Annotated in this window: 13 protein-coding genes; 4 read left to right on the forward strand and 9 right to left on the reverse strand. The window is 70.9% G+C overall.

Annotated features, from left to right (window positions below; all coding sequences use genetic code 11):
• Positions 1 to 169: 169 nt before the first annotated feature.
• From KF684_10885 to KF684_10910, 6 genes are all read right to left on the reverse strand, one after another.
• Entirely contained in the window at positions 170 to 1,945 is a 1,776-nt protein-coding gene (locus KF684_10885; GenBank protein MBX3353424.1) for a hypothetical protein, read from the reverse strand.
• Between the two features lie 231 nt (positions 1,946 to 2,176).
• Complete coding sequence (locus KF684_10890) at positions 2,177 to 5,071, reverse strand: zinc-dependent metalloprotease (protein ID MBX3353425.1); 2,895 nt, start codon at positions 5,069 to 5,071, stop codon at positions 2,177 to 2,179.
• Positions 5,072 to 5,286: 215 nt separating this feature from the next.
• Positions 5,287 to 6,186: a hypothetical protein gene (locus tag KF684_10895; GenBank protein ID MBX3353426.1), complete on the reverse strand. Its 900-nt coding sequence runs from the start codon at positions 6,184 to 6,186 to the stop codon at positions 5,287 to 5,289.
• Between the two features lie 8 nt (positions 6,187 to 6,194).
• A complete protein-coding gene (locus KF684_10900) occupies positions 6,195 to 6,827 on the reverse strand; it encodes a sigma-70 family RNA polymerase sigma factor (GenBank protein ID MBX3353427.1) in 633 nt (210 codons plus the stop codon).
• Between the two features lie 99 nt (positions 6,828 to 6,926).
• Complete coding sequence (locus KF684_10905; protein MBX3353428.1) at positions 6,927 to 9,962, reverse strand: VWA domain-containing protein; 3,036 nt, start codon at positions 9,960 to 9,962, stop codon at positions 6,927 to 6,929.
• A gap of 21 nt (positions 9,963 to 9,983) precedes the next feature.
• Complete coding sequence (locus KF684_10910; protein MBX3353429.1) at positions 9,984 to 12,350, reverse strand: hypothetical protein; 2,367 nt, start codon at positions 12,348 to 12,350, stop codon at positions 9,984 to 9,986.
• An 83-nt stretch (positions 12,351 to 12,433) separates the two neighbouring features.
• On the opposite strand from KF684_10910, the gene KF684_10915 reads away from it, so the two are divergent.
• The gene (locus KF684_10915; GenBank protein ID MBX3353430.1) at positions 12,434 to 13,000 is read left to right on the forward strand and encodes a DinB family protein; all 567 of its coding nucleotides are present in this window, start codon (positions 12,434 to 12,436) and stop codon (positions 12,998 to 13,000) included.
• Positions 13,001 to 13,021: 21 nt separating this feature from the next.
• Here the strand turns inward: KF684_10915 and KF684_10920 are convergent, their stop codons facing one another.
• Both KF684_10920 and KF684_10925 read right to left on the reverse strand, forming a co-directional pair.
• Positions 13,022 to 14,203 carry a hypothetical protein gene (locus KF684_10920; protein MBX3353431.1) on the reverse strand — a complete coding sequence of 394 codons (1,182 nt, stop codon included), beginning with the start codon at positions 14,201 to 14,203 and terminating at the stop codon, positions 13,022 to 13,024.
• Between the two features lie 102 nt (positions 14,204 to 14,305).
• Positions 14,306 to 16,276 (reverse strand): transketolase, encoded by a 1,971-nt coding sequence (locus tag KF684_10925; GenBank protein ID MBX3353432.1) that lies wholly within the window; start codon positions 16,274 to 16,276, stop codon positions 14,306 to 14,308.
• Between the two features lie 333 nt (positions 16,277 to 16,609).
• On the opposite strand from KF684_10925, the gene dnaN reads away from it, so the two are divergent.
• The 3 genes from dnaN to KF684_10940 all read left to right on the forward strand — a co-directional run bounded on the left by dnaN (position 16,610) and on the right by KF684_10940 (position 18,933).
• The gene (gene dnaN / locus KF684_10930; GenBank protein ID MBX3353433.1) at positions 16,610 to 17,770 is read left to right on the forward strand and encodes a DNA polymerase III subunit beta; all 1,161 of its coding nucleotides are present in this window, start codon (positions 16,610 to 16,612) and stop codon (positions 17,768 to 17,770) included.
• A 24-nt stretch (positions 17,771 to 17,794) separates the two neighbouring features.
• Positions 17,795 to 18,508, forward strand: coding sequence for a glycerol-3-phosphate 1-O-acyltransferase PlsY (gene plsY / locus KF684_10935; GenBank protein ID MBX3353434.1), 714 nt, complete (start codon positions 17,795 to 17,797; stop codon positions 18,506 to 18,508).
• A gap of 146 nt (positions 18,509 to 18,654) precedes the next feature.
• A complete protein-coding gene (locus tag KF684_10940) occupies positions 18,655 to 18,933 on the forward strand; it encodes a hypothetical protein (GenBank protein ID MBX3353435.1) in 279 nt (92 codons plus the stop codon).
• 12 nt (positions 18,934 to 18,945) lie between these two features.
• Here the strand turns inward: KF684_10940 and KF684_10945 are convergent, their stop codons facing one another.
• Complete coding sequence (locus KF684_10945) at positions 18,946 to 19,974, reverse strand: UbiA family prenyltransferase (protein MBX3353436.1); 1,029 nt, start codon at positions 19,972 to 19,974, stop codon at positions 18,946 to 18,948.
• Positions 19,975 to 20,056 lie beyond the last annotated feature (82 nt).

Consider the following 20,056-nt stretch of genomic DNA (forward strand, 5'->3'; position numbering starts at 1 on the left):
TGTCGTCATTGAACTTGCCCCCGGAAGGGCGGCGTGATTGCCTCTGGCGATCCGCCGCCTTTTTACTTTTTCCCTGGTTTTACGGGGTTTTCTCGCGGTTGTCAGGCATGAAAAAACGCCCGTCTCCGAAGGGGAGACGGGCGTGTGTGGTATTGCTGGGAAGGGGGGTTTAGAAGGGGGGCGCGTTGCGGTTGTTGCCGGGGTTCTGGGGGGCGGCGCCGGCGGCGGGGAGGAAGCCCTGGACGATCTCGGCGAGGGCGGCGCCGGTCTTGATGACGGGGGCCGGGACGAAGAGGTCGAACCGCATGGAGGAGTCGGCGGCGGAGACGCTGGCGCCGATGGGGGGCAGTTCAGACGGGATGGCGTTGGGGTCGAGGGGGCGGCCCATCATGCCCAGGAGGGGGGTGATCTGATCGAGGATGGGCTTGGGGGAGAGGTAGGCCTCGAAGATGCGGTTGGGGGCGAGGTTGCTCTGGACCTGGCGCAACACGCGGTTGGCGGCGAGGGGGTTGCCCTTGCCAGACGCGGCGTTGAGCGCGGTCTCCATGAGTCGCTGGTCGGGCTGGGTGGTGACGACGGCGCCCCCGGCGACCTTCCCGACGAAGCCGGACGGTCCGTTGGCGGGGCCGTAGATCATGGCCATGGGTGAGGCGGCCCTCGAGCCGGGGGCGGGCTGGACGCGGACGGAGTAGGCGGAGACCTTGGCGCCCCCGACGGTGGTGGAGTCGAGGTTGAACGCGCCGGAGTAGCTGAGCCCTGCGGTGGACTGGCCGTTGAGAGCGGTGATGGCGGAGCGGTATCCGGAGATGACGGCGTCGGGGTTGGGTGAGGCGAAGTAGTAGACGCCGCGAGCGAGGACGCCGCCGATGAGACCGGCCGGGTTGGGGTAGATGACGCCGGCCTGGCCCGAGAGGTCTTGGCGAACGGCCTGGAGGCCGGGCATCTGGACCTGCTGCTGGATGGGGTTCTGTGCGCGGAGCGTCTCGGCGTTGGCGAGGAGCGTCTGGGCGGTGGGGGCCGAGGCGTCGATGGCGTAGGCGAGGAGGAAGGGCTGATCGGGGAGTTTGGTGAGGAGTTCGGTGGAGTTGCCGCCAGCGGAGAAGAAGGAGGCGAGTTCGGAGTCGGGCTTGAAGTTGGCGGCGAGAGTCGCGGTCAGGCCCATGCCCGAGGCGCGCAGGGAGAGCACGCCGGTGCGTCCGTCGCGGAGGAAGTTGGTGAGGGCGAGTTCGAGCGGGTTGTTGTCAAAGTTGGCGCCCGGTCCGCCGGCGGGGCTGAGGGCGGTGAGCATCTTGAGTTGGTTGCGCGCGTTCTCGAGGGCCGGTGTGAGGAGGGGCGCGAGGGCAGGGATGTTGGCGATGAGGGCGGCGTCGCCCTGCTCGACGACGGAGACGCCGGTCGCGCCGAGCGCGTCGCGATGGGCGTTGAGGAGGCCGGCGTCGCCGGTGTAGCGCTCGAGGATGGAGCGGAGCGGGCTAACGGCGGCGTAGTCGCCCGGGATCTTCTTGATGAAGATGACTTCGCCGGCGGCGTTGCCCTGGGCGAGGGCGCCCGAGGTGTCGGCGCCGAGCGACTGGGCGATGGCGGCGTAGTCGCTGACCGGGAGGAGGAGGAGCGCCGGGGGCACTTCGCCCTGGAGGTCGCCGGGCATGATGGCGAGCGCGACGGCGCGGGTCATGTTGATGCCGCGCGACAGGCCAACGACCGAGAGGAGCTGCGCCGGGCTGGCGACGGCGGGCATCTCGATGGCGGCCAGGAGGGAGCCGATGTTCTTGTCGAGTCGTTCGACGCTGGGGGCGACGACGACGGCGAGCGCGTCGGTGGGGACGCGGTCGAGGGACTCGGGCAGCGCGGACGCGGCGGACGCGAGCGCGACGGCGAGGAGGGAGGCGGCGAAGGCCCCGGTGGTGCGGGGTGCGCGTCGACGGACACAAAGTCGTTGGATCATCGCTCTCTCGTCTCGGCTGGGTGGTGGGTGAGGGGGTCGGCGTGCGACCGACGGGACCAAGGATGATACACGCGGGTTCTGCGCGGGTTCCCTCGGGTGAGGGGGGCCCGTGGTTGTTGGGAAGGGGGTCGGGCGGCTTCCGGGCGGGCGTTGGGTGGGAGCGGAACGAAAGAGGCCGCGCCCTCGATGAGGAGGGCGCGGCCCGAAGGGGATCAGGTGCGTGGAGGCGGGTTAGTTGCCCTGGTTCTGACCGAAGGGCGAGAAGGGGGAGGAGATGTTCACGCGGATGTCGTCGATGTTGTAGATGTACTGCGCGTCGAGGGCCTGCTTGATGCGCTGGTGGCTGTCGGCGAGGTGCGCGAGGGTGTAGCGGTCGAGGCGGTTCTTGTTCTCGACGGCCTTGGTGAGTTTGGCTTCGAGCTCGCGCATCTGGAGAACGGCGAGGTTGGCGACGGGCTTGCCGGAGGCGCCGAAGGAGGCGGAGGGTCGCGCGAGGGCGACGAGACGGTCGATGTGCTGGCGCTGCAGGTTGCGGCGGAGCGAGGAGACCATCGGGTCGCGGTTGGTGTAGGACTTGGAGGGGGTCTTGTCGAGCTCGGTCCAGACCGAGTCCTTGATGGTGTCCATGATCTCGGCGACGGTGAGCGCGTCCTTCTCGTTGGGCACGCGGAATTCGTTGTCGTAGGCGCGACGCAGGGAGGTGGGGTTGAGGATCATGGTCATCGCGGCGGTGTGGATGGCGGCGATGCGGTCATGGACATCGAAGGTGGGGTCCTGGAAGAGGGAGCTGAGGCCGCCCTCGTCCCACCACTTGCTGACGGACATGCGATAGAGGAGCTCGTTGGTCAGGCCGAAGGCGTCGTCGTTGAAGGCGTTGTCGACGACGAAGCGCAGCGCGCGGCGCTGCATCTCGGGGTCGATGTCGACGATGGGGGGCACATCGTTCTTCTCGTCGCGGACGGAGCGGGTGATGTGGGACCCGCCGACCCAGTTGGCGGCGGTGCCGACGGCGAGGGTGTGCTGACCGAGGAGGGTGAGGTAGTGGAAGCGGACCTTTTCCCACTCGTCGCCGTCCTTGATGGCGCGGTCGAGGATCTTCTTGCGCAGGTCCTGGACGAGTCGCATGCGTGAGTCGGCCCAGTCGAGGGGGTTGGCGCCGAAGTCGTAGCGACGGGCGAGGGGATCGGGGCCGAAGGTGTCTTCGTCGGTGAGGTAGCGGTTCTCGCGCTTGGTGTACTCGGCGAGGATCGCGGGGACGTCCTTGTCGTCGGCGTAGCCGTAGCGGATGGCCCAGGTGTCGTAGGGCCCGGGCTCGTTCATGCCCCAGTCGCCCTGGACGGGCCCGTCGCCGTAGTTGATGTTGATGGGGTTGTAGTCCATGACGGACGCGGTGATGGGCCTGCCCTTCATCTCGGGCGAGTTCATCTCTTCGATGGAGTAGAGGGAGGAGGCGACGAAGTTGTGGCGCAGGCCCAGGACGTGGCCGACCTCGTGGATGACGACGTCGCGGATGAGGGGCCCGATGAAGTCCTCGGGGACGCCGTCGATGTTCTGTCCCTTGCTGTCGGCGAGGATGAAGGCGTCGATGGCGTCCATGCCGAGGCGGACCATGCCGATGTCCATGGACTTGAAGGCGCCGTGGTTGCAGTAGCCGGACATCTGGGAGACGCGATGGGAGAGCCCGTCGTACTGCGTGGAGCCGAGCATGTGGTGCGAGGCGTTGGCGGCGGCGTGGCCGGACATGGGGGCCTGATTGCCGGAGGCGCGCTCGGCGTTGCGCTGGGAGATGAGGCGCTCGCGGTCGCCCTTGGCGGCGAAGGCGATGCGCGGGTCGAAGTCGGGGTTCTGGTCGAGCCAGGCGAGGGTTTCGGGGGCGAAGCCCTCCATGGCGATCTCGGGGATGATGCGCTCGAACTGGCGCGCGTAGGCGCGGATCCATCCGTCGTTCATGACGACGTCGGCGTCGAGGATCTGGCCGGTGCGCGGGTCGACGCGCGAGGGCCCGATGGCGAAGGACGCGCCGTTGGCGTTCCAGCGGATGAAGTTGTACTTGACGTTCTCGGGGTCCTTTTCCATGTGGGCGCCGGTGAGGGCGTCCTGCTGGTAGACCTCGATGGCGTTGATGATGCCGACCTGTTCGAACGACTTGTTCCAGGCGGCGACGCCCTCGCGGACCCAGCGCCGGTAGCGCACGGGGGTGGTGTGCTCGAGGTAGAACACGATGGGCTCGCGCGGGGGAGACATCGCGAGCTTGGGGTCGGCCTTCTCGAGCTTCCAGCGGTTGATGTAGCGGGTGTAGGGCTGCTCGGCGGAGGGATCGGCGAGATCGAGGAAGGTGGTGGTGAAGTAGCCGACGCGGCTGTCGGCCTTGCGCGGGCGGTAGCCGGTGTTCTCGGGGAGGACGGAGACGGAGTAGTGGGTCTGGAGGAGTCGTCCGTCGCGGGCCGGGACCTCGAAGCGGAGCTCGACGTTCTCTTCGAAGGCCTTGGCGGAGATGTTGCGCCCGAGCTGGTTGCGCGCGCCGCGGACCTGGTTGCCGAAGAAGGTGTCGGCGCTGTTGACGAAGAGGTTGGAGACATCGATCACCGGGCCGCCGTTGGGGCCCATGGTGAGGATGGGGATGTCGATGATGACGCGGTCGGTGAAGAGCTGATCGCGCGAGGCGCGGACCTGCGCGTCGCTGGTGGCGCGGACGCTGAGGTTCGGCTCGACGAGGGCGAGGCGCTTGTCGTAGCGCTTCCACTTGGCGTACATGTCGCCGTACTGGATGCCGGCGGTGGGGAAGCCGCCCGCGAAGGTGAGGCCGATGAAGAGGTTCTGGTTCTCGTAGTTGCGCGGGAGGGACGCGAGGACCTTGCCGGACTTCTTATCGACGTAGATGTCCCACATGGTGCGCCCGTTGGACACATTGGAGACCTTCTCGTAGCCCTCGATGACCTTGTCGAAGGGGGGGAACTCGTCCTTGTTGTTGGCGGACGCGCCGGCGCCGCCGCGGGCCTGGGCGGCCATCGCGGCGATCTGCTCGGGTGTGGGCATGGCGTCGGGCTGGCCCGACGACTGCGCGAGGGCGGCGGGGACGGAGAGTCCCAGCGCCAGCGCAAGGGTGAAAGACTTTGATGCTCGCATGCGTGCCTCCTGGGCTGTCGCGGGGGGCGAAGACTGTGGATGAACCGTTCCGAAGACGAGTCAACGCGGCGCAGGGCGACGCCCAAGACGCCCGACGGCGCGCTGACGCGAACGCTCTTTATACGGGCTTTGGGGGCGCCGGTGGCGAGCCGGTGAAGATCTCGCGAAGGACGGGACGATCTGGAATCCCCGGAACGGGGACTCAGACGCTCCGGTCATCGCCCGGCGAGGCGTGCGACGATCTGGTCGGCGAGTTCGTCGGTGGGGGCGGCGACGAAGAGGAGGGCGCCGCGAATGTCGACGCGCGCCATGCGCAGGGCCGAGCCGTCGGGGCAGTGCCCGAGGGAGACGGGCGCGCCGGGGAGGGTGTCGGGGCTGCGCGCCGAGGCGTCCTGGAGGAAGACGCTGACCGGGGCGCAGGACTCGTCGTCGGAGACGAAGACGAGGTGGATGGAGGCGCCGCCGCCCGGCACGGCGCAGGGGCCGGCGCCCAGGAAGCGGAAGCCCTCGCCCACGGCGTTGAGGACGCGGTCCGGGTCGGTCGCGACGAAGCGGGCGATGAGGGCGGCTGCGTCCCTGGGGTCGCGCGTGGAGAGTTTGCGGTTGGCGTGGTTGGAGCCGATCTCGGCGCAGCGGCTGTGCTCGGAGGCGAGGAAGCTGACGAGGGAGGCGCTGGCGCCCTCGTGCTCGGACCAGACGGGCGCGCGGAACGCGCTGGAAGAGAGCACCAGCATGCCGGCGACGAGCGCGAGGAGGACGCCGGCGGCGGCGGCGAAGGCCCAGTTGGCGCGGAGGAAGGTGAAGCGGGCCGCGGGCGCGGCGCGTTGATCGCGCGGGTGCGCGTCGGCGCGCGCGGCGCGGAGGACGCGGTCGCGCAGGTCGGAGGGAGTCGGTGGGATGGACGCGAGGAGCGCGCGAGCGGAAGCGGCGCGCAGCGCGCGCTCGGAGGCGATCAGGTCGTCGAGGGCGCGGCGCGCCTCAGGCGTGAGTCGCTCTCGACGCGCGTCGAAGTCGGCGCGCTGGGCGGGGGTGGCCTCCTCGTCGGCGAGGAGACGAACCAGCGCGCCCAGTTCGGGGTCGTGGAGCGTCGGGTTGGCGTCGTCGCGGTTGGTCACGGCGTGTCTCAGTCGGTGTCGGAGGCGAGGGACGGGTCGGACGCGGAGCGGACGCGCACGGCGAGGTCGTCGTCGCTGCGCGAGGTGGCGGCGAGGAGGGTGTCGGCGACGGTGCGGCGCGCGCGGTGCAGGCGGCTCATGACGGTGCCGAGGGGGACGCCGACGATCTCGGCGATCTCGCGGTACTTCATGCCCTCGACGCCCCAGAGCAGCAGCACGGCGCGGTGCTCGTCGGAGAGGGCGTCGATCGCGTTCTTGAGCCGCGCGTCGACGCGCTCCCAGTCGAGGTCGCGCAGGTTCCAGACCGGCGCGTCGTCGGTGGGGAGGGCCGCGTCGTCGGGGGCGGCGTGGAGGGAATCGGAGAGGATCGGGGCGCGCCGGGCCTTGCGCCCGGCGGTGTAGTGCGCGTTGTGGAGGATGCGGAAAAGCCACGCCCGCATCGAGGCGCTGGCGCCCGACTCGCCCTCGCGCGGGGAGACGGAATCGCGCCGCTCGAAGGACTTCCACGCGCGGAACGCGAGGAGGTAGGCCTCCTGCACGAGGTCGGCGGCGGCGTCGGGTTGGCGCGTGAGGGTGTAGGCCATGCGGTGCATCGCGTCGAGGTGCGTGAGCGCGAGTTGTTCGAACTCCGTTCGGTCCAAGGGTCTGGGCACTCCCCACGAGGCCAGTGAGGCAACGCGCGAGGGCGAGGGGCTATTCCCCCAGCGCCCGGGTTGGCTGCGGGGGGGCGAGGGACGGCGTCAGGCGTCGCCCGGGCCCTGCATGCGCTCGCGGGCCCGGCGTTTGGCGGCCAGAAGACCGGCGGCGTTCTCGGGCTCGGCCTGGGGCGTCGCGCTCGGTGGGTCGGCGGCGAGGGGGGGCGCGGGCTGGGGCTGGGCCTGCTCGCGCTGGCGGGTCTGGACGGCGTGCCGGATGGCCTTGCGGCGCTCGGCCTCGGCGCGCGGGTCGAACTGCATGCGCTCGAGCTTCGCCGGGGCGGGCAGGCCATCGGCGTCGGCGCGATCGCGCGCCCGGCGCAGCGCGCCGGTGACGCCGGCGGCCTTGGCGGCCCGGGTGGCGGCGGCGGCTTCGCGCAGGTCGGCGATCGCTTCGCGCGACAGCCAGCGGTCCCACGCGACGCGGCGCGTCGCGACATCCAGCAGGAACACGAGCATCGCGAGCACGAGCAGGGGTCGCCAGATCGGCAGCGACGCGCGGCTGGGCTCGAGCCCGGCGCGGTCGAAGAGACCGGACGCCGTCGGGTCGTCGAGGGAGAGCACGCGTCCCCCGGTGCGCTGCGCGACTTCGCGCAGCAGGCCGACGTTGGATTGGAGGGTGCGCAGTTCGGGGCCGGTGGCGCGCGTCGCGCCGCCCAGGACGGGCGCGAGGGCGCGTTCGCCGAGTCGGGGCGTGAGGGCGACGATGTAGGCGCCGCTCTCGGGCGCGTCGAGGCGCGCCTCGTAGACGCCCGGCCCGGTCTGCGCGAGGGTGACTTCTTCGCGCGTGCCGTCGGGCAGGTAGACAACGCCCGGGACGGTGAGGAGGTCGAGCGGTCTGCCCTCGTCGTCGCGCGCGTCGAGGCGCAGCGCGAGGGTGTCGCCCTGGATGTCGGTCGCGAGGTCGTAGCCGCGCGTCGCGGGCGGGCGCGCGACGGTGCGCGCGAGTTGCGTCCAGAGCTGGGCGTAGCCGGGCCATGCGAGCCAGGCGCGCGCCCAGTTGTCGTGCGCGTCGGAGGTGAAGGCGGCGACGCGTCCGAGCCCGGCGTTCCAGTGCGCGAGGATCGGCTCTCCGGAGGGCGAGTCGATCGCGTAGGTGGCCTGCGCGCCGTCGCGTCGCTGGGTGAGGACATAGCCGAACAGCGGCGGGGTGGAGGGCGAAACGCCCGAGGTGATGGGCGAACCGGAGGGGAGCATGACGGGCGCGAACTCGCCCTCGCGCAGGAGGGGCTTGCGCACGACGCGCGTCTCGCGCAGGAAGATGCGAGGCAGGGTGTTGGGGTCGATGACGCGGTAGAACGCGCCGCTGCCTCGTCGGGCGATTTCCTGGAGGGTTTCGGTGTCGGCGCCGTCGCCCACGGCGATGGTGGAGACGGTGATGCCCTGGTCGCGCATGCGTTCGACGGCGTCGTAGCCGACGCGCGCCGATCCCATGGCGATGCCGTCGGAGAGGACGATGACGTGCTTGACCTGGGCGTCGACCTGCGCGAGGGCGTCGCCGGCCTGGGCGATCGCCGGGTAGAGGTTGGTGCCGCCGCCGGGGACGATGGATCGGACGCGCTGCGCCGAGGCGCGCGCGTCGCGGTTGGGGCCCAGGGGGACGACGAAGCGCGTGGAGTTGTTGAACTCGAGCACGCCCACGAGGTCCTGCTCGTCGAGCGAGAGGATGGCGCGCGCGGCGCCCTCGTTGGCGATGTCCTGCTGGCTGCGCCCGCTGCCCAGGACGGACATCGCCATCGAGCCGGAGGAGTCGAGCACGATGACGATCGCGGCGGGGGGGACGATGAGCTGCTCGGGCAGGTCGAGCGTGACGGGCAGGAGGGGCTCGAGGGGCGAGCCCTTCCAGCCGCCTGCGCCGAAGGAGTTGGGCCCGCCGATCATCACGAGCCCTGCGCCCGAGCGCGTGACGGCGTCGGCGAGGAGCTGCTGCACTCCGAGCGAGACATCGTCGGCGGCGACGTTCTGGAGCGCGATGAGGTCGTAGTTCTGGAGGGTGAGCGGGTCGGGTGGGATCTCGCGCGGCGCAACGACTTCGACATCGACGCCGCCCTGCGCGAGGGTGCGCGCGAGGGTGCGCCCGGGCCCGGCGGGGGAGGCGTCGCTGACGCCGTCGACGAGGAGGACGGCGCCGCGCCCGGGTGAGATGGTGAACGCTTCGGCGCGGTTGTTGGACGCGACGCGATCGCCGATGGGGACGCCTTCGTCGTCGGCGTCGGGGTCGAAGATGGCTTCGAAGCGGTTGACGCGCCGGTCGTCGAGGCGGACCTGGAAGGTCTCGACGGTGCGCCCGGGGCCGAACTCGACGCGGCGCGAGGTTGCGCCGGACTCGTCGCGCACGGGGCGTCCTTCGAGGAAGAGTCGCAGCGTGCCGGCGGTGCGCCCGGTGGCGCGCAGGGTGACGCGCACCGGGACGATGGAGTCGCGCGCGGCGGAGGGCGGCGCGTCGAGGGCTTCGATCATGGTTTCGCGCTGGGGCGCGTAGACGATGGGGAGCACATCGACCGGGGTGGCGGCGGCGCCGGAGGAGAGGTCTCTGGCCGCGGCGAGCGCGTCGCCGCCGGTCTCGACGCCGTCGGAGACCAGGAGGATTCGGCGCGACGCGCCGGGGGGGAACATGGCGTTGGCGAAGCGGAGGGCGTCCTCGATGTTGGTTCCCTCGCGCATGGAGAGGGAGAAGTCGAGCTCCCCGGTGTCGCGCGCCGCCGGCGCGAGGAGCGCGGCGCGCCGGGCGTCGAAGGCGACGACGCCGAAGAGGTCGTCGGGGTTGCGTGTGTCTTTGGCCCGTTCGAACCAGGCGCGCAGGGCGGTGGAGTAGGCCTCGGCGCGATCGGGGAAGGCGAGGGTGCGCACGGAGTCGGAGACATCGACGACGGCGATGACGGCGAGGCGCGTGGTGGTGCGCACGCTCGACGCGCCGGCGAGCGCGCCGGCGATGAGCAGCAACAGGAGCGTGCGCACGACGACGGCGCTCCAGCGCCGGGCGCGCGACATCGCGTGGAGCCATCGCAGCGCGACGAACGCGAGGGGGATCGCGAGGGCGGCGAGCGCGAGCCATGCTGGGTCGTCGAAGCGGATGGTCACGCGTGGGTTCCGGCGCTGTCGTCAGGGCCTGGGGGCGGCGTCGGGGGCTGTCGGCGCTGGGGCGCGCTGGGTGGGAGGCGTCGCGCCGTCGGTCGCCTGTCGTGCCGCGTCGGGGAGGCGCCGGAAGTAGCGGCTGATCATGTCGGCGTAGCGCGGCGGCGTCTGCTGCTCTTCGATGGCGCGCTGGGCGCCGCGGGCGGCGTCGGTGATGCGGCGCTGGGCGTCGGCGCGTCCGACGGCGTCGTCGCGATCGGCGCGTCCCTGAGAGAGCCACTCGGCGATGACGCGCCCGGCGTCGTCGGCGTCGTTGCGCGGGGCCTGGCGCGCGTCGAGATCATCGAAGCGCGGCGCGTCGAAGGGCTGCGTCGGGCCCTGCTCCTGCGCGAGGAGGTCGGCGAGCCGCCTGGCCTGCTCGCGTTCCTCCGGGCTCATCTGCTCGAGGAGTTGCTCGGCCTGTTCGCGCACGCGCTGCGCCGTCTCGCGGCTCTGCTGCGCGTCCTGCTGGCGGCGCTGCATCTCGCGGAGTTTGTCCATCGCGCGTCCGACGCCCTCGCCCTGCGCCGAGCGATCGCCCTCTCGGCCCGAGTCGTCTTGCGCGGCGGACTGCTGCTCGCGCTGCGCGTCCTGGTCGGCGCCGGGCGAGGGCGCGCCCTTGGTGTCGTTCTCCTGCGCGTTGCCCTGGGCGCCGCTTTCTCGCTGCGTGGGCTGCGAGTTGGGGGGCGGGGGCTGGCTGGAGGGCGAGGCGGCGTCGTCCTTGGCGCTCGAGGGCGCGTCCTGCGTGCCGGGCTGGGGCTTCTGCGCGTCGGGCTTCTGCGCGTCGTCGACGGTGCGCCCGCGCTCGGTGGATCGCTGCTGCTCGTCGCCCTGGTCCGTGCCGACATCGCGCGAGGGGCCCTGCTGCGGGTTGCGCTGCTGGGCGCCGGGGTCCTTGTCGGATTGCTTCTGCCCGGGCTGCTGGGGGTCCTCGCGTCCCTGGGTGGAGGGTGAGGTCTGGCGCTGCGGGTCCTGCGCGCCGTCGTCGGGCTGCGGGGGCTGGGGCGGTTGCGCCGGCTCGGGGGGCGGCGGGGGCGGCGGGGGCACGGCGTTGTCGCGCACGTCGCGCGAGAGGTCGCGCAGCGCGTCGGCGAGGTCCTGCGCGTCGCGCTCGGCCTGTTCCTGCGCGTCGAGACGCCGGTTCTGCTCGGCGATCTGTCGCGCGAGCCGGTCGGCCTGCTCGGGGGTGAGCCCCTCGCGCTCGAGGGCGTCGCGCAGGGCGCGCGGGTCGCGCTGGTCGGCGAGTTCGTTCGCGCGTGCGCTGGGGAGGCCCTGCTCGCGCAGCGCGTCGAAGGCGTCCGGGTTGCGAGGGGCGTCGGGCTCGGGCGTGGGGGGAGTGTCGCGAGAGGCGCCGGAGAGTTCGCGCTGGCGGGCGGCGTCCTGGAGCGCGCGGCTGATGGAGTCCAGGTCGCGCGCGAGGCGCTCTCGCGCGCTGTCGGTATCGGCGTCGTTCTGGCTCGCGAGGTCGCGCTGCAGTTGTTCGAGGGCGCGCCGGGCGGCGTCGAAATCGGCGCGTTTCAGGGCGTCTTCGAGGTCTCGTGCGCCGGTCTCGCGCGTGTCGGCGTCGAGGGCGCCGAAGCGCTCGGCGAGCGCGTCGGCGGCGCGGTCGTCGCGATCGGCGCGGTCTTCGAAGGACTGCGCGAGGTCGTCGAGGCGCGAGGCGGCCTGCGCGCGGGCCTCGTCGGGGCGGATGCGCCCCTGCGCGAGCTCCTGCTCGATCTCGTCGAGGGCGGCGAGCTGCTCGGGTGTCGCCGCGTCGACGGCGGCCTGCGCGAGCGCCTCGCGGGCGCGCTGGGCGGCGTCGTCGATGGTGCGCGTCGCCTCGTCGATCTCGGCGCGGCGCGCGACCTCTTCGACGCGCTGCGCGTCGCGCCCGAGCGCGTCCCAAGTGGGCAGCAGGATGGCGCCGGCGAGGAGCGCGCCGGTGGCGATGGGCGCGCCGACCCACCAGTTGTCGAACCGCAGCGGGATGGCCCGGCGCAGGTCGACGGTCTGCGAGGCGCGCTCGCCCTCGCGCTGCGCGAGGATCGCGAACGCGTCGGCGTCGTCGCGTTCGAGGGCGATCGCCGAGGAGACGCGATCGCGCAGGCCCAGCGCGTGGTCGACGACGACGGACGCGTCGCCGGCTCGCCGCCTGGCGCGCGCTCCGAGGGCGAGGGACGCGCCGGCGCCCAGCGCGAGCGGGGCGGCGACCAGCGCCCAAACGGGCAGGTGGAGCGCGAGGGCGCGGTCGGCGAGGACGAACGCGAGACCCCCTGCGGCTGCAAGGGTTGCGCACCGCCCGGCGGCGCGGACCACGCCGGCGAGCCAGAGGCGTCGGTGGGCGGCGTTCGCGATGTCGCGTGCCCGGGTCATCGAGAGATTGTACGGACGCCGCGGGCCGCCTGATCGCGCGCCGGGGCGGGGAATAGACCCAGGCGCACCACTATTGTTCTCGCATGGGACACCAGTTCGAAGGTCGTGATCTTCACCAGCAGAAACATTACATCGCGCAGACCATCATCCCCGGGGCGAAGCGCTCGCACGGGTACGCGCAGACGCTGCTTCCGGGCATCGACCCGAAAGCGGCCAACCTGATGCCGAAGGGGGTGAAGACGAATCACCCGACCTTCGTGTACGGGCATCTCTCGATCTATCCGGACAAGCTCTTCCCGATGCTGGGTCGACCCGACCTGGTGAAGGGCAACCCGGCCCGGTACGACGAGCTGTTCTCGCCGTACGCCGAGTGCGAGCACGACCCGGAGGGGACGAAGTACCCCTCGCTCGACGAGGTCGCGGCGCACTACAACGAGCGGACCTCGGCGCTGATCGAGTTCCTCGGGGGCGTGAACGACGAGGTGCTGGCGTCGGCGAACCCCGGGCCGATGAAGGAGATGTTCCCGACGATCGGCTCGCAGGTGGCGTTCATGCTGCAGGCGCACACGATGATGCACCTGGGTCAGGTGAGCGCGTGGCGTCGCGTGATGGGGCTTGGCGAGGCCATGCCGCGACCGAAGAAGCCCTGACGCGCCGTTCGTGGGCGCCGGTCAGTGGAACTCGGGCTCGGGCATCTCGCGCAGGAACTTGACGAGTTGGTCGAGCGTGGTGGGGGTGCGGTTGCGCACGTAGAACCCGCTGTTGGCGGCGCCCAGCGCGAGGCGGTGGGGCAGCTCGAGGTCGAGGGCCGCGCCCAGGGCGTAGCCGGCGTTGAAGTTGTCGCCTGCGCCGGTGCTGATGGCGGGGTCTTTGGTGAAGGCGGCGTCGAACTGGGCGGAGCCGTGCTCGTTGGCGGCGGCGGCGCGGTGGCGGGTGTGCACGCAGACGGCGTGGATGCCCATGATGTCACGGAGCGCGCCGGCGCGCGGCGCGAGGTCGGCGTCGTTCTCGGGGAGCGGCGCGCCGAGCACGCGCGCGATGCGCGAGGACTCGTTGAAGTTGCAGCCCAGGGTCAGTCGCGCGTGCTGGTTCAGCTCGCGCAGGGCGTCGAGCGCCTCTCGCAGGTCGGCCTCGCTGCGCTTGGTGGGGTCGGCGAGGTCGATGAACACCGCCGGGCGTTTGTCGGCCGGCACGCGCGGCATGACCTCGCGCGCGATGCGTCGCCACAGGTCGGTCATGCCGGTGAGCATCGTCCAGTTCATGGGCGCGAAGAGGGAGGCGTCGGTGAACATGCGCACGAGCGCTTCGGCGCCGCCCACGGCGTCGAGCACGCGCTCCCACGAGACCATGTCCTGGGCGGCGGTTTTGCCGATGATGACCTTGCCGTCGGAGAACTCGCAGGCGTCGGAGAGGGCCGGGGCCGCGACGGGGTAGACCTTCTCGCAGCGCTGGATGAACTCGTCGAAGACGGGGTGGGTCGTGCGCGAGTCGAGGGAGTCGTCGTCGAGGAGGAGCGCGCCGATGTACCAGGTCTTGGCGCCCCACTTGGTGAAGGGGTTGGCGAAGAGGGGCCCGTTGCCGCCGATCTTGACCTGCTCGGCGACGAACTCGATGTTGATGTTGCGTCCGACGTGGGTCTGGATGCGCTCGGCGAACTGGGCCATGGAGCGCATGGGCGAGTAGTCGTCGCGCGAGGCGCGGGTGTCGACGACGCGGATGATGGAGTCGACGGCGCCGTCGAAGCCCGCGATGAGCCGGAGGGCCTGGATGTCGCGCCGTCGCGCGTCGATCGCGTCGGCGGCGGCGTGCGCGAGGGCGAGGCGCTTGGAGGGCTCGTGTGTTTTGGTGCTCACGCAGGCATTGCAGCGTGCCGGGGGGGCGGGATCAAGGGCGTGGAAAAAGAACACGGGCCGAGCGTGGCTCGGCCCGTGCGGGTGTGATTCGGGTGGCGTTGCTCAGACGGCGCCGACGCCCAGGAGCTCGAGGACCCCGGCGACGATGTGCTTGTGCGAGAGCTCGCACATGTCCATCACTTCCTCGGGGGTGCGTGCGCTCTTGGGGATGCGCCGGACGAACATCTGCTTGAGGGTGAAGGCGTCGCCGGACTCGGTCATGGCGTCGGCGACAGCGGAGCCGATGGCGCCGCCGTAGTTGTCTTCGAGGGTGACGACGTAGCCGCCGTTCTTGTTGGCGAGGTCCATGAGTGCCTCGGAGTCGAAGGGGAGGGAGTAGAGGTCGACGAGGGTGGCGGAGACGCCGGCGCGGTCGAGGCCGTCGAGGGCCTTGTTGGCCTCGTGGACCATGTATCCGGAGGCGACGAGGAGGACATCGCGTCCCTCGTTGAGGACTTCGAAGCCGCCCAGGTTGAAGACGGTGTTCTCGTTGTAGAGGAACTCGGTCTCGGGGCGGAGGGTGCGCATGTAGCACATGCCGTCGTGCTCGGCCATGGCTTCGGTGAGGGCGTAGGCGGCGTAGGCGTCGGCGGGCTGGAGGATGTAGCAGCCGGGGTTGCCGCGATGGTCGCGGGTGGTGGAGAGGGATCGGAACCAGGCGATGTCGGGGAGGGACATCTGGCTGGGCCCGTCGGAGGCGAGGGAGATGCCGGCGTGGCTGCCGACGATCTTGATGTTGGCGCCGGAGTTCATCGCCATCTCGATCTGGTCGTAGGCGCGGGTGACGAACTTGGCGAAGGTGGAGACGAAGGGGATGAAGCCGGCGGCGGACATGCCAGCGGCGGCGGAGATCATGTTCTGCTCGGCGATCTTGCACTCGACGAAGCGGTCGCGCAGGGCCTGGTCCTTCTTGAAGTACTCGGCGAAGGTGGAGTTGGAGACATCGGCGTCGAGGACGACGACGCGGTCGTTGGCGTGCCCGAGCGCGCGGAGCCCGACGCCGTAGGCCTTGCGTGTGGCGAGCTTGCCGGTGTGGAGGACGGACTCCATGTCGTACTTACGCATGGTCTGCGCGAGGGGTGGGAGTTCGTCGGCCTTGAACTGGCGCGCCGGGGCCTGGGGCGGGGGCTGGATGGTGAAGCGGTCGGTGGAGGCGAGGGCGCTGGTGAGTTCGGCGCGGCGTTCGTCGAGTTCGGCCTTGGCGCGCTCGAGTTGCGAGCCCTCGGCGGGCTTGCCGTGCCAGCCGCCGCCCTGCATCATCGGGGAGCCCCAGCCCTTGACGGTGCGCGCGACGACGGCCATGGGGGCGGCCTCTTCGGGGAGCGCGACGAAGGCGTCGAAGGCGGCCTTGATCTGGGCGGGGTCGTGCCCGTTGATGTCGTGGACGGTGTAGCCGGCGGCCTTGAGCTTGGCGGCGAGGACATCGGCGGACTGCTGGTTGCTGACCTTGTCGGCCTGCCCGTAGTTGTTGCAGTTGAAGATCGGGAGGACGCGGCAGAGGCGGCGCTCGGCGATGAAGTCGAGCGCCTCGGCGATCTGGCCCTCGCGCGACTCGCCGTCGCCGATGATGCAGTAGATCTTCTTGTCGTACCCGTCGAGACGGGCGCCCTCGGCGAGGCCTGCGGCGACGGAGAGGCCCATGCCCAGCGAGCCGGTGGCGGCGTCGAAGAAGGGGAAGCCCTCCTCGGGGTTGGGGTGCCCGTCGAGGACGGAGTCGGCGTCGCGCAGGTGGACGAGGTCCTCGATCGTGAGGGGGCGGCGTTCGGTGGGGTCCTTGCCGACCATCACGCCCAGTTTGGCGCAGGCGGCGTAGACGACCGGGACGGCGTGGCCCTCGGAGAGGACGAGGCGGTCGGAGGTGGGGTAATCGGGGTGCTCGGGGCTCCAGCGCATCGTGTGGAACATGAGGACCGTCGTGATGTGGCTGAGCGACATCGCGGTGGTCGGGTGCCCGCTCCCGGAGGCGGCGCACATGTCCAGCGACAACTTGCAGAGTTCGATGGCCTGGGCGTGGATTGCGGCTTCGAACGACATGCGGGCTCCTTGCTACAACGATCCCCTGGGAGAGGGGGGAGGTTTTCGGGCAGGGTACAGGCGTCCGGCGCGGCGCCGGGCTTGCACAGTAGTCGGACTGCGTCCCAGTATCCGCTTTCGGCGCAGATTCCACAAGTACGACCGGGGCCGGGGCGCCGGGCCGGGCAAGGGCCTGATCCCGGGTGGCTGGCCCAACCTGTCGGGCGTCGCTGGCGCAGGTACACTGTCCCTCGTTCTCGCGCTGGTCGTTCGGTCCTGATCGTCGACGCGCGAGCGAGCCCTCGAGCGATCCTCGCGTCGGGGGTTGGCTGTTGTACTGAGAGAGGTGCGCTCATGAAGGTCATCTGCGATCGCCCCGCGTTGCTGGACGCGGTCAATCTGGTCAACAGCGTGGTCGCGTCGCGCACGCCGCGCCCTCAGCTCACCTGCGTGAAGCTGTCGGCGACGAAGGGCAAGGAAGGCGGCGTGCTGACGCTGAGCGCGACGGACGCCGAGGTCGCGCTGCGGATGACGACCACGCACGTGGACGTTCAGGAAGCGGGCGAGGCGCTGGTGCCCTCGGCGAAGCTGACGCAGATCATCTCGGCGCAGGAGAGCGACAGCACGATCACGCTCGACGCGGATAAAGAGGTTTGCCACGTGCTGGGGGCGGACGCGAAGTTCAAGGTGTTCGGGTACCCGCCGGGCGAGTTCCCTCCGGTGCCGGGCTACACGGACGCGGCCAAGGGCGCGCGCGACACCTTCGCGATCCACGCCGGCGACCTGGCGACGATCATCGCGCGGACGACCTTCGCGACGGCGCGCGAGACGAGCCGCTACGCGATCAACGGGGTGCTGCTGAAGCGCGACGGGAAGCGCATCGAGATGGTCGCGACGGACGGTCGCCGGCTCGCGCTGGCGAAGGCGTCGCTGACGAACCCTGCGCCGGCGGGCGATCACCCGACGAACTGCATCGTCCCGACCAAGGCGCTGGGGCTGGTGCAGAAGCTGATCGACGAATCGGACGAGGTGGTGCGCATCGCGGTGACGGATTCGCAGATCCTCTTCGCGTTCGGCGAGGGCCCGGGGGGCGAGCCGCGCGCGACGCTGTCGAGCAACCTGGTGGAGGGCGCGTTCCCCCCGTATATGGATGTGATCCCCAAGGATCAGGACAAGAAGGCGTCGTTCGATCGCGACACGCTGCTGTCGGGCGTTCGCCGCGCGGCGCTGCTGACCAACGAGGAGTCTCGCGGCGTGCGTCTGGCGCTGGACAAGGACAAGCTGCGCCTTTCGAGCCGCGCCCCGGAGATGGGCGAGTCGGAGATCGACGTGCCGACGTCGGCGTACGACGGGGAGCCGATCGAGATCGGCTTCAACCCGGCGTTCATCACCGACGCGCTGAAGGTCATCGCCGACGACAGCGTGATCCTGGAGCTGAAGGCGCCGAACAAGCCCGGGCTGTTCAAGTCCGGGGGCGACTTCGTCTATGTCGTGATGCCGGTGAACCTGCAGTGATGAAGCGCTGACGCGCCGATCGCGATGAGCGACACCGCCGCCTTTCTCGTCGCGCTGCTGCTCGCCTACCTCGCGGGGTCGATCCCCTTCGGGCTGCTGCTGGGGTTCGCCAGGGGCGTGGACATCCGCGCGCACGGGTCGGGGAACATCGGCGCGACCAACGCGATGCGCGTGCTGGGGAAGAAAGTCGGTTCGCTGTGCTTCGCGCTCGACGTGCTGAAGGGCCTGCTGCCCACGCTGCTGCTGGGGCTGTGGCTGGGCGTCGCGGCGAACCGCTTCCCGACGACGGCGCAGGCGTTCACGCATCTGGCGCTGGCGGCGGCGACGATCGTGGGGCATGTGTTCCCGGTGTGGCTGCGCTTCAAGGGTGGCAAGGGCGTCGCGACGGGCTTCGGCGCGATGCTGGGGGTGTTCCCCCAGATCACGCTCCCGGCGCTGGGCGCGCTGGTCGTGTGGATCGCGTGCGCGAGGGTGACGAGGTACGTGAGTCTGTCGTCGATCGTCGCGGCGTTGTGCCTGGCGCCCTTCGTGGCGGCGGGGGCGATGCTGGCGTCGCGCGGCGAGACGATCGGCGCGTTCGAGGCCGCGGCGCGCGCGTGGCCGTATTGGACGGTGGGCCTGGCGATGGCGCTGCTGGTGGTGGTGCGCCATCGCGAGAACATCCGGCGCCTGCTCGACGGGACGGAGCGCCGCTTGGGCGGCGCGTCGCGACGCCCGGGAACGACGCCGGACCCCTGATAGAGGGTGACGGGGTGCGCGGTTGGCGCCGGGTAGAGCGCGGCACGGTCCGATAGTGGACCCTTTGCACCGAATGGGGCTGAAGCGGCGGGCGAGTCGGGCCGATCCCACCTTCCAGGAACTGGAAGGAAAGGGGGATCGAACCCATGGTCAACCTCAGGTACATCAACGATCCAAGGCCGGCCCGCGCGAAGCGTTCCGCGACGAGTGAGAGCGAGCCGCGGGCCCTGCGATTCCCCGGCGGCGTGCGCGAGGTGCTCTCGCGCCCCGACCCTCGGGTGATGAATCATCACGAGTTGGCGCAGTCGATCGACAAGACGCTCGATCGCATGCAGAGCGCGCTGGACGCGCTGGCGGGCGATGTCGAGGCGAGCTACAAGCTCAGCGAGTTCCGCGGCGACAACGACCCGAACTCGGCCGCCTGATCGCGTCGCGGGTCAGCGGGTCAGCAGAGCCGCGGCCGCGCCGGGGTCGTTCCCCAGAAACCAGAACCACGACGCGGTGATCACCGCGAAGGCCCCGGCGCTCACCTGGAAGGGAAGGTCCTTCGTGGCGAGCTCGGTGGGGTCGTCGTGCTCGCCTCGTTCGAGGAGCACGATGCAGCGCAGCAGGCAATAGGTGGCCGGGAGCATGGTGATCCACAGCCAGGGGAACTGGCCGTGGTGGTCGGCTTCTTTCGCCTGCGCGTAGGCGGCGTAGCCCATCAGGGTTGCGACGCCGGTGACCACGACCATCATGCGCAGGAGATCGTCGGTGTAGACGGATTGCACGGGTCGATGGGCGCTGGCGTCGCCGGAGATGATCGGCGAGGCGCCGCGAGAGGAGGCGAGCGTTCGTCGTTCGCCCAGGCGCTTGCCGAAGGCGAGGAACATCGCGAGGAAGAGCGTGACGTTGAGGAGCCAGATGGAGGGCGCGATGCCGACGGCGGCGCACCCGCCCATCACGCGCAGGACGAAGCCCATCGCGAGACTCATGACGTCGGCGATGACGATGTGCTTCATGCGCGCCGAGTAGGCGAAGACATTGCCGACATAGAGCGTGAGGAAGAGGGCGACCCAGGGCCTGGCGGGGGATGGGAGCAGGACGAGCCCGCCGAAGGCGAGGACGAGCAGGCAGGCCGCGAAGACGCGTGCGACGGGGACGCGCACGGCGCCGCTGGCGATGGGCCGGCTGCGCTTGCGCGGGTGGAGGCGGTCGGCGTCGCGGTCGGCGATGTCGTTGACGACATAGCACGCGCTGCTGGCGAGGGCGAAGAGGACGGCGGCGGTGAAGGCGGGGATCGCGATGTCGCGCAGGGAGTAGCCCTGGGCGGCGAGGTCGCGCAGGCCGTAGAAGGGCCCGATGAGGACGAAGACGCTCTTGGCCCACTGCTTGGGGCGCGCGAGCTTGAGGAGACTGCGCCAGAGCGGTCGCTGTCGCGCCGCGGAGGCGCCTTCGTCGTCGTGATGCGTTGTGGTGGTCGTCACGCGTGAGGGCTGGTGCGGGGGGGATCCGGTGGAAGGCGGGGTGTCGGCAGGCCGATATGCTACGAAATCGGCCGGATCGCGT

The organism is Phycisphaeraceae bacterium, from assembly GCA_019636675.1.
Lineage (GTDB): Bacteria > Planctomycetota > Phycisphaerae > Phycisphaerales > UBA1924 > JAHBXC01.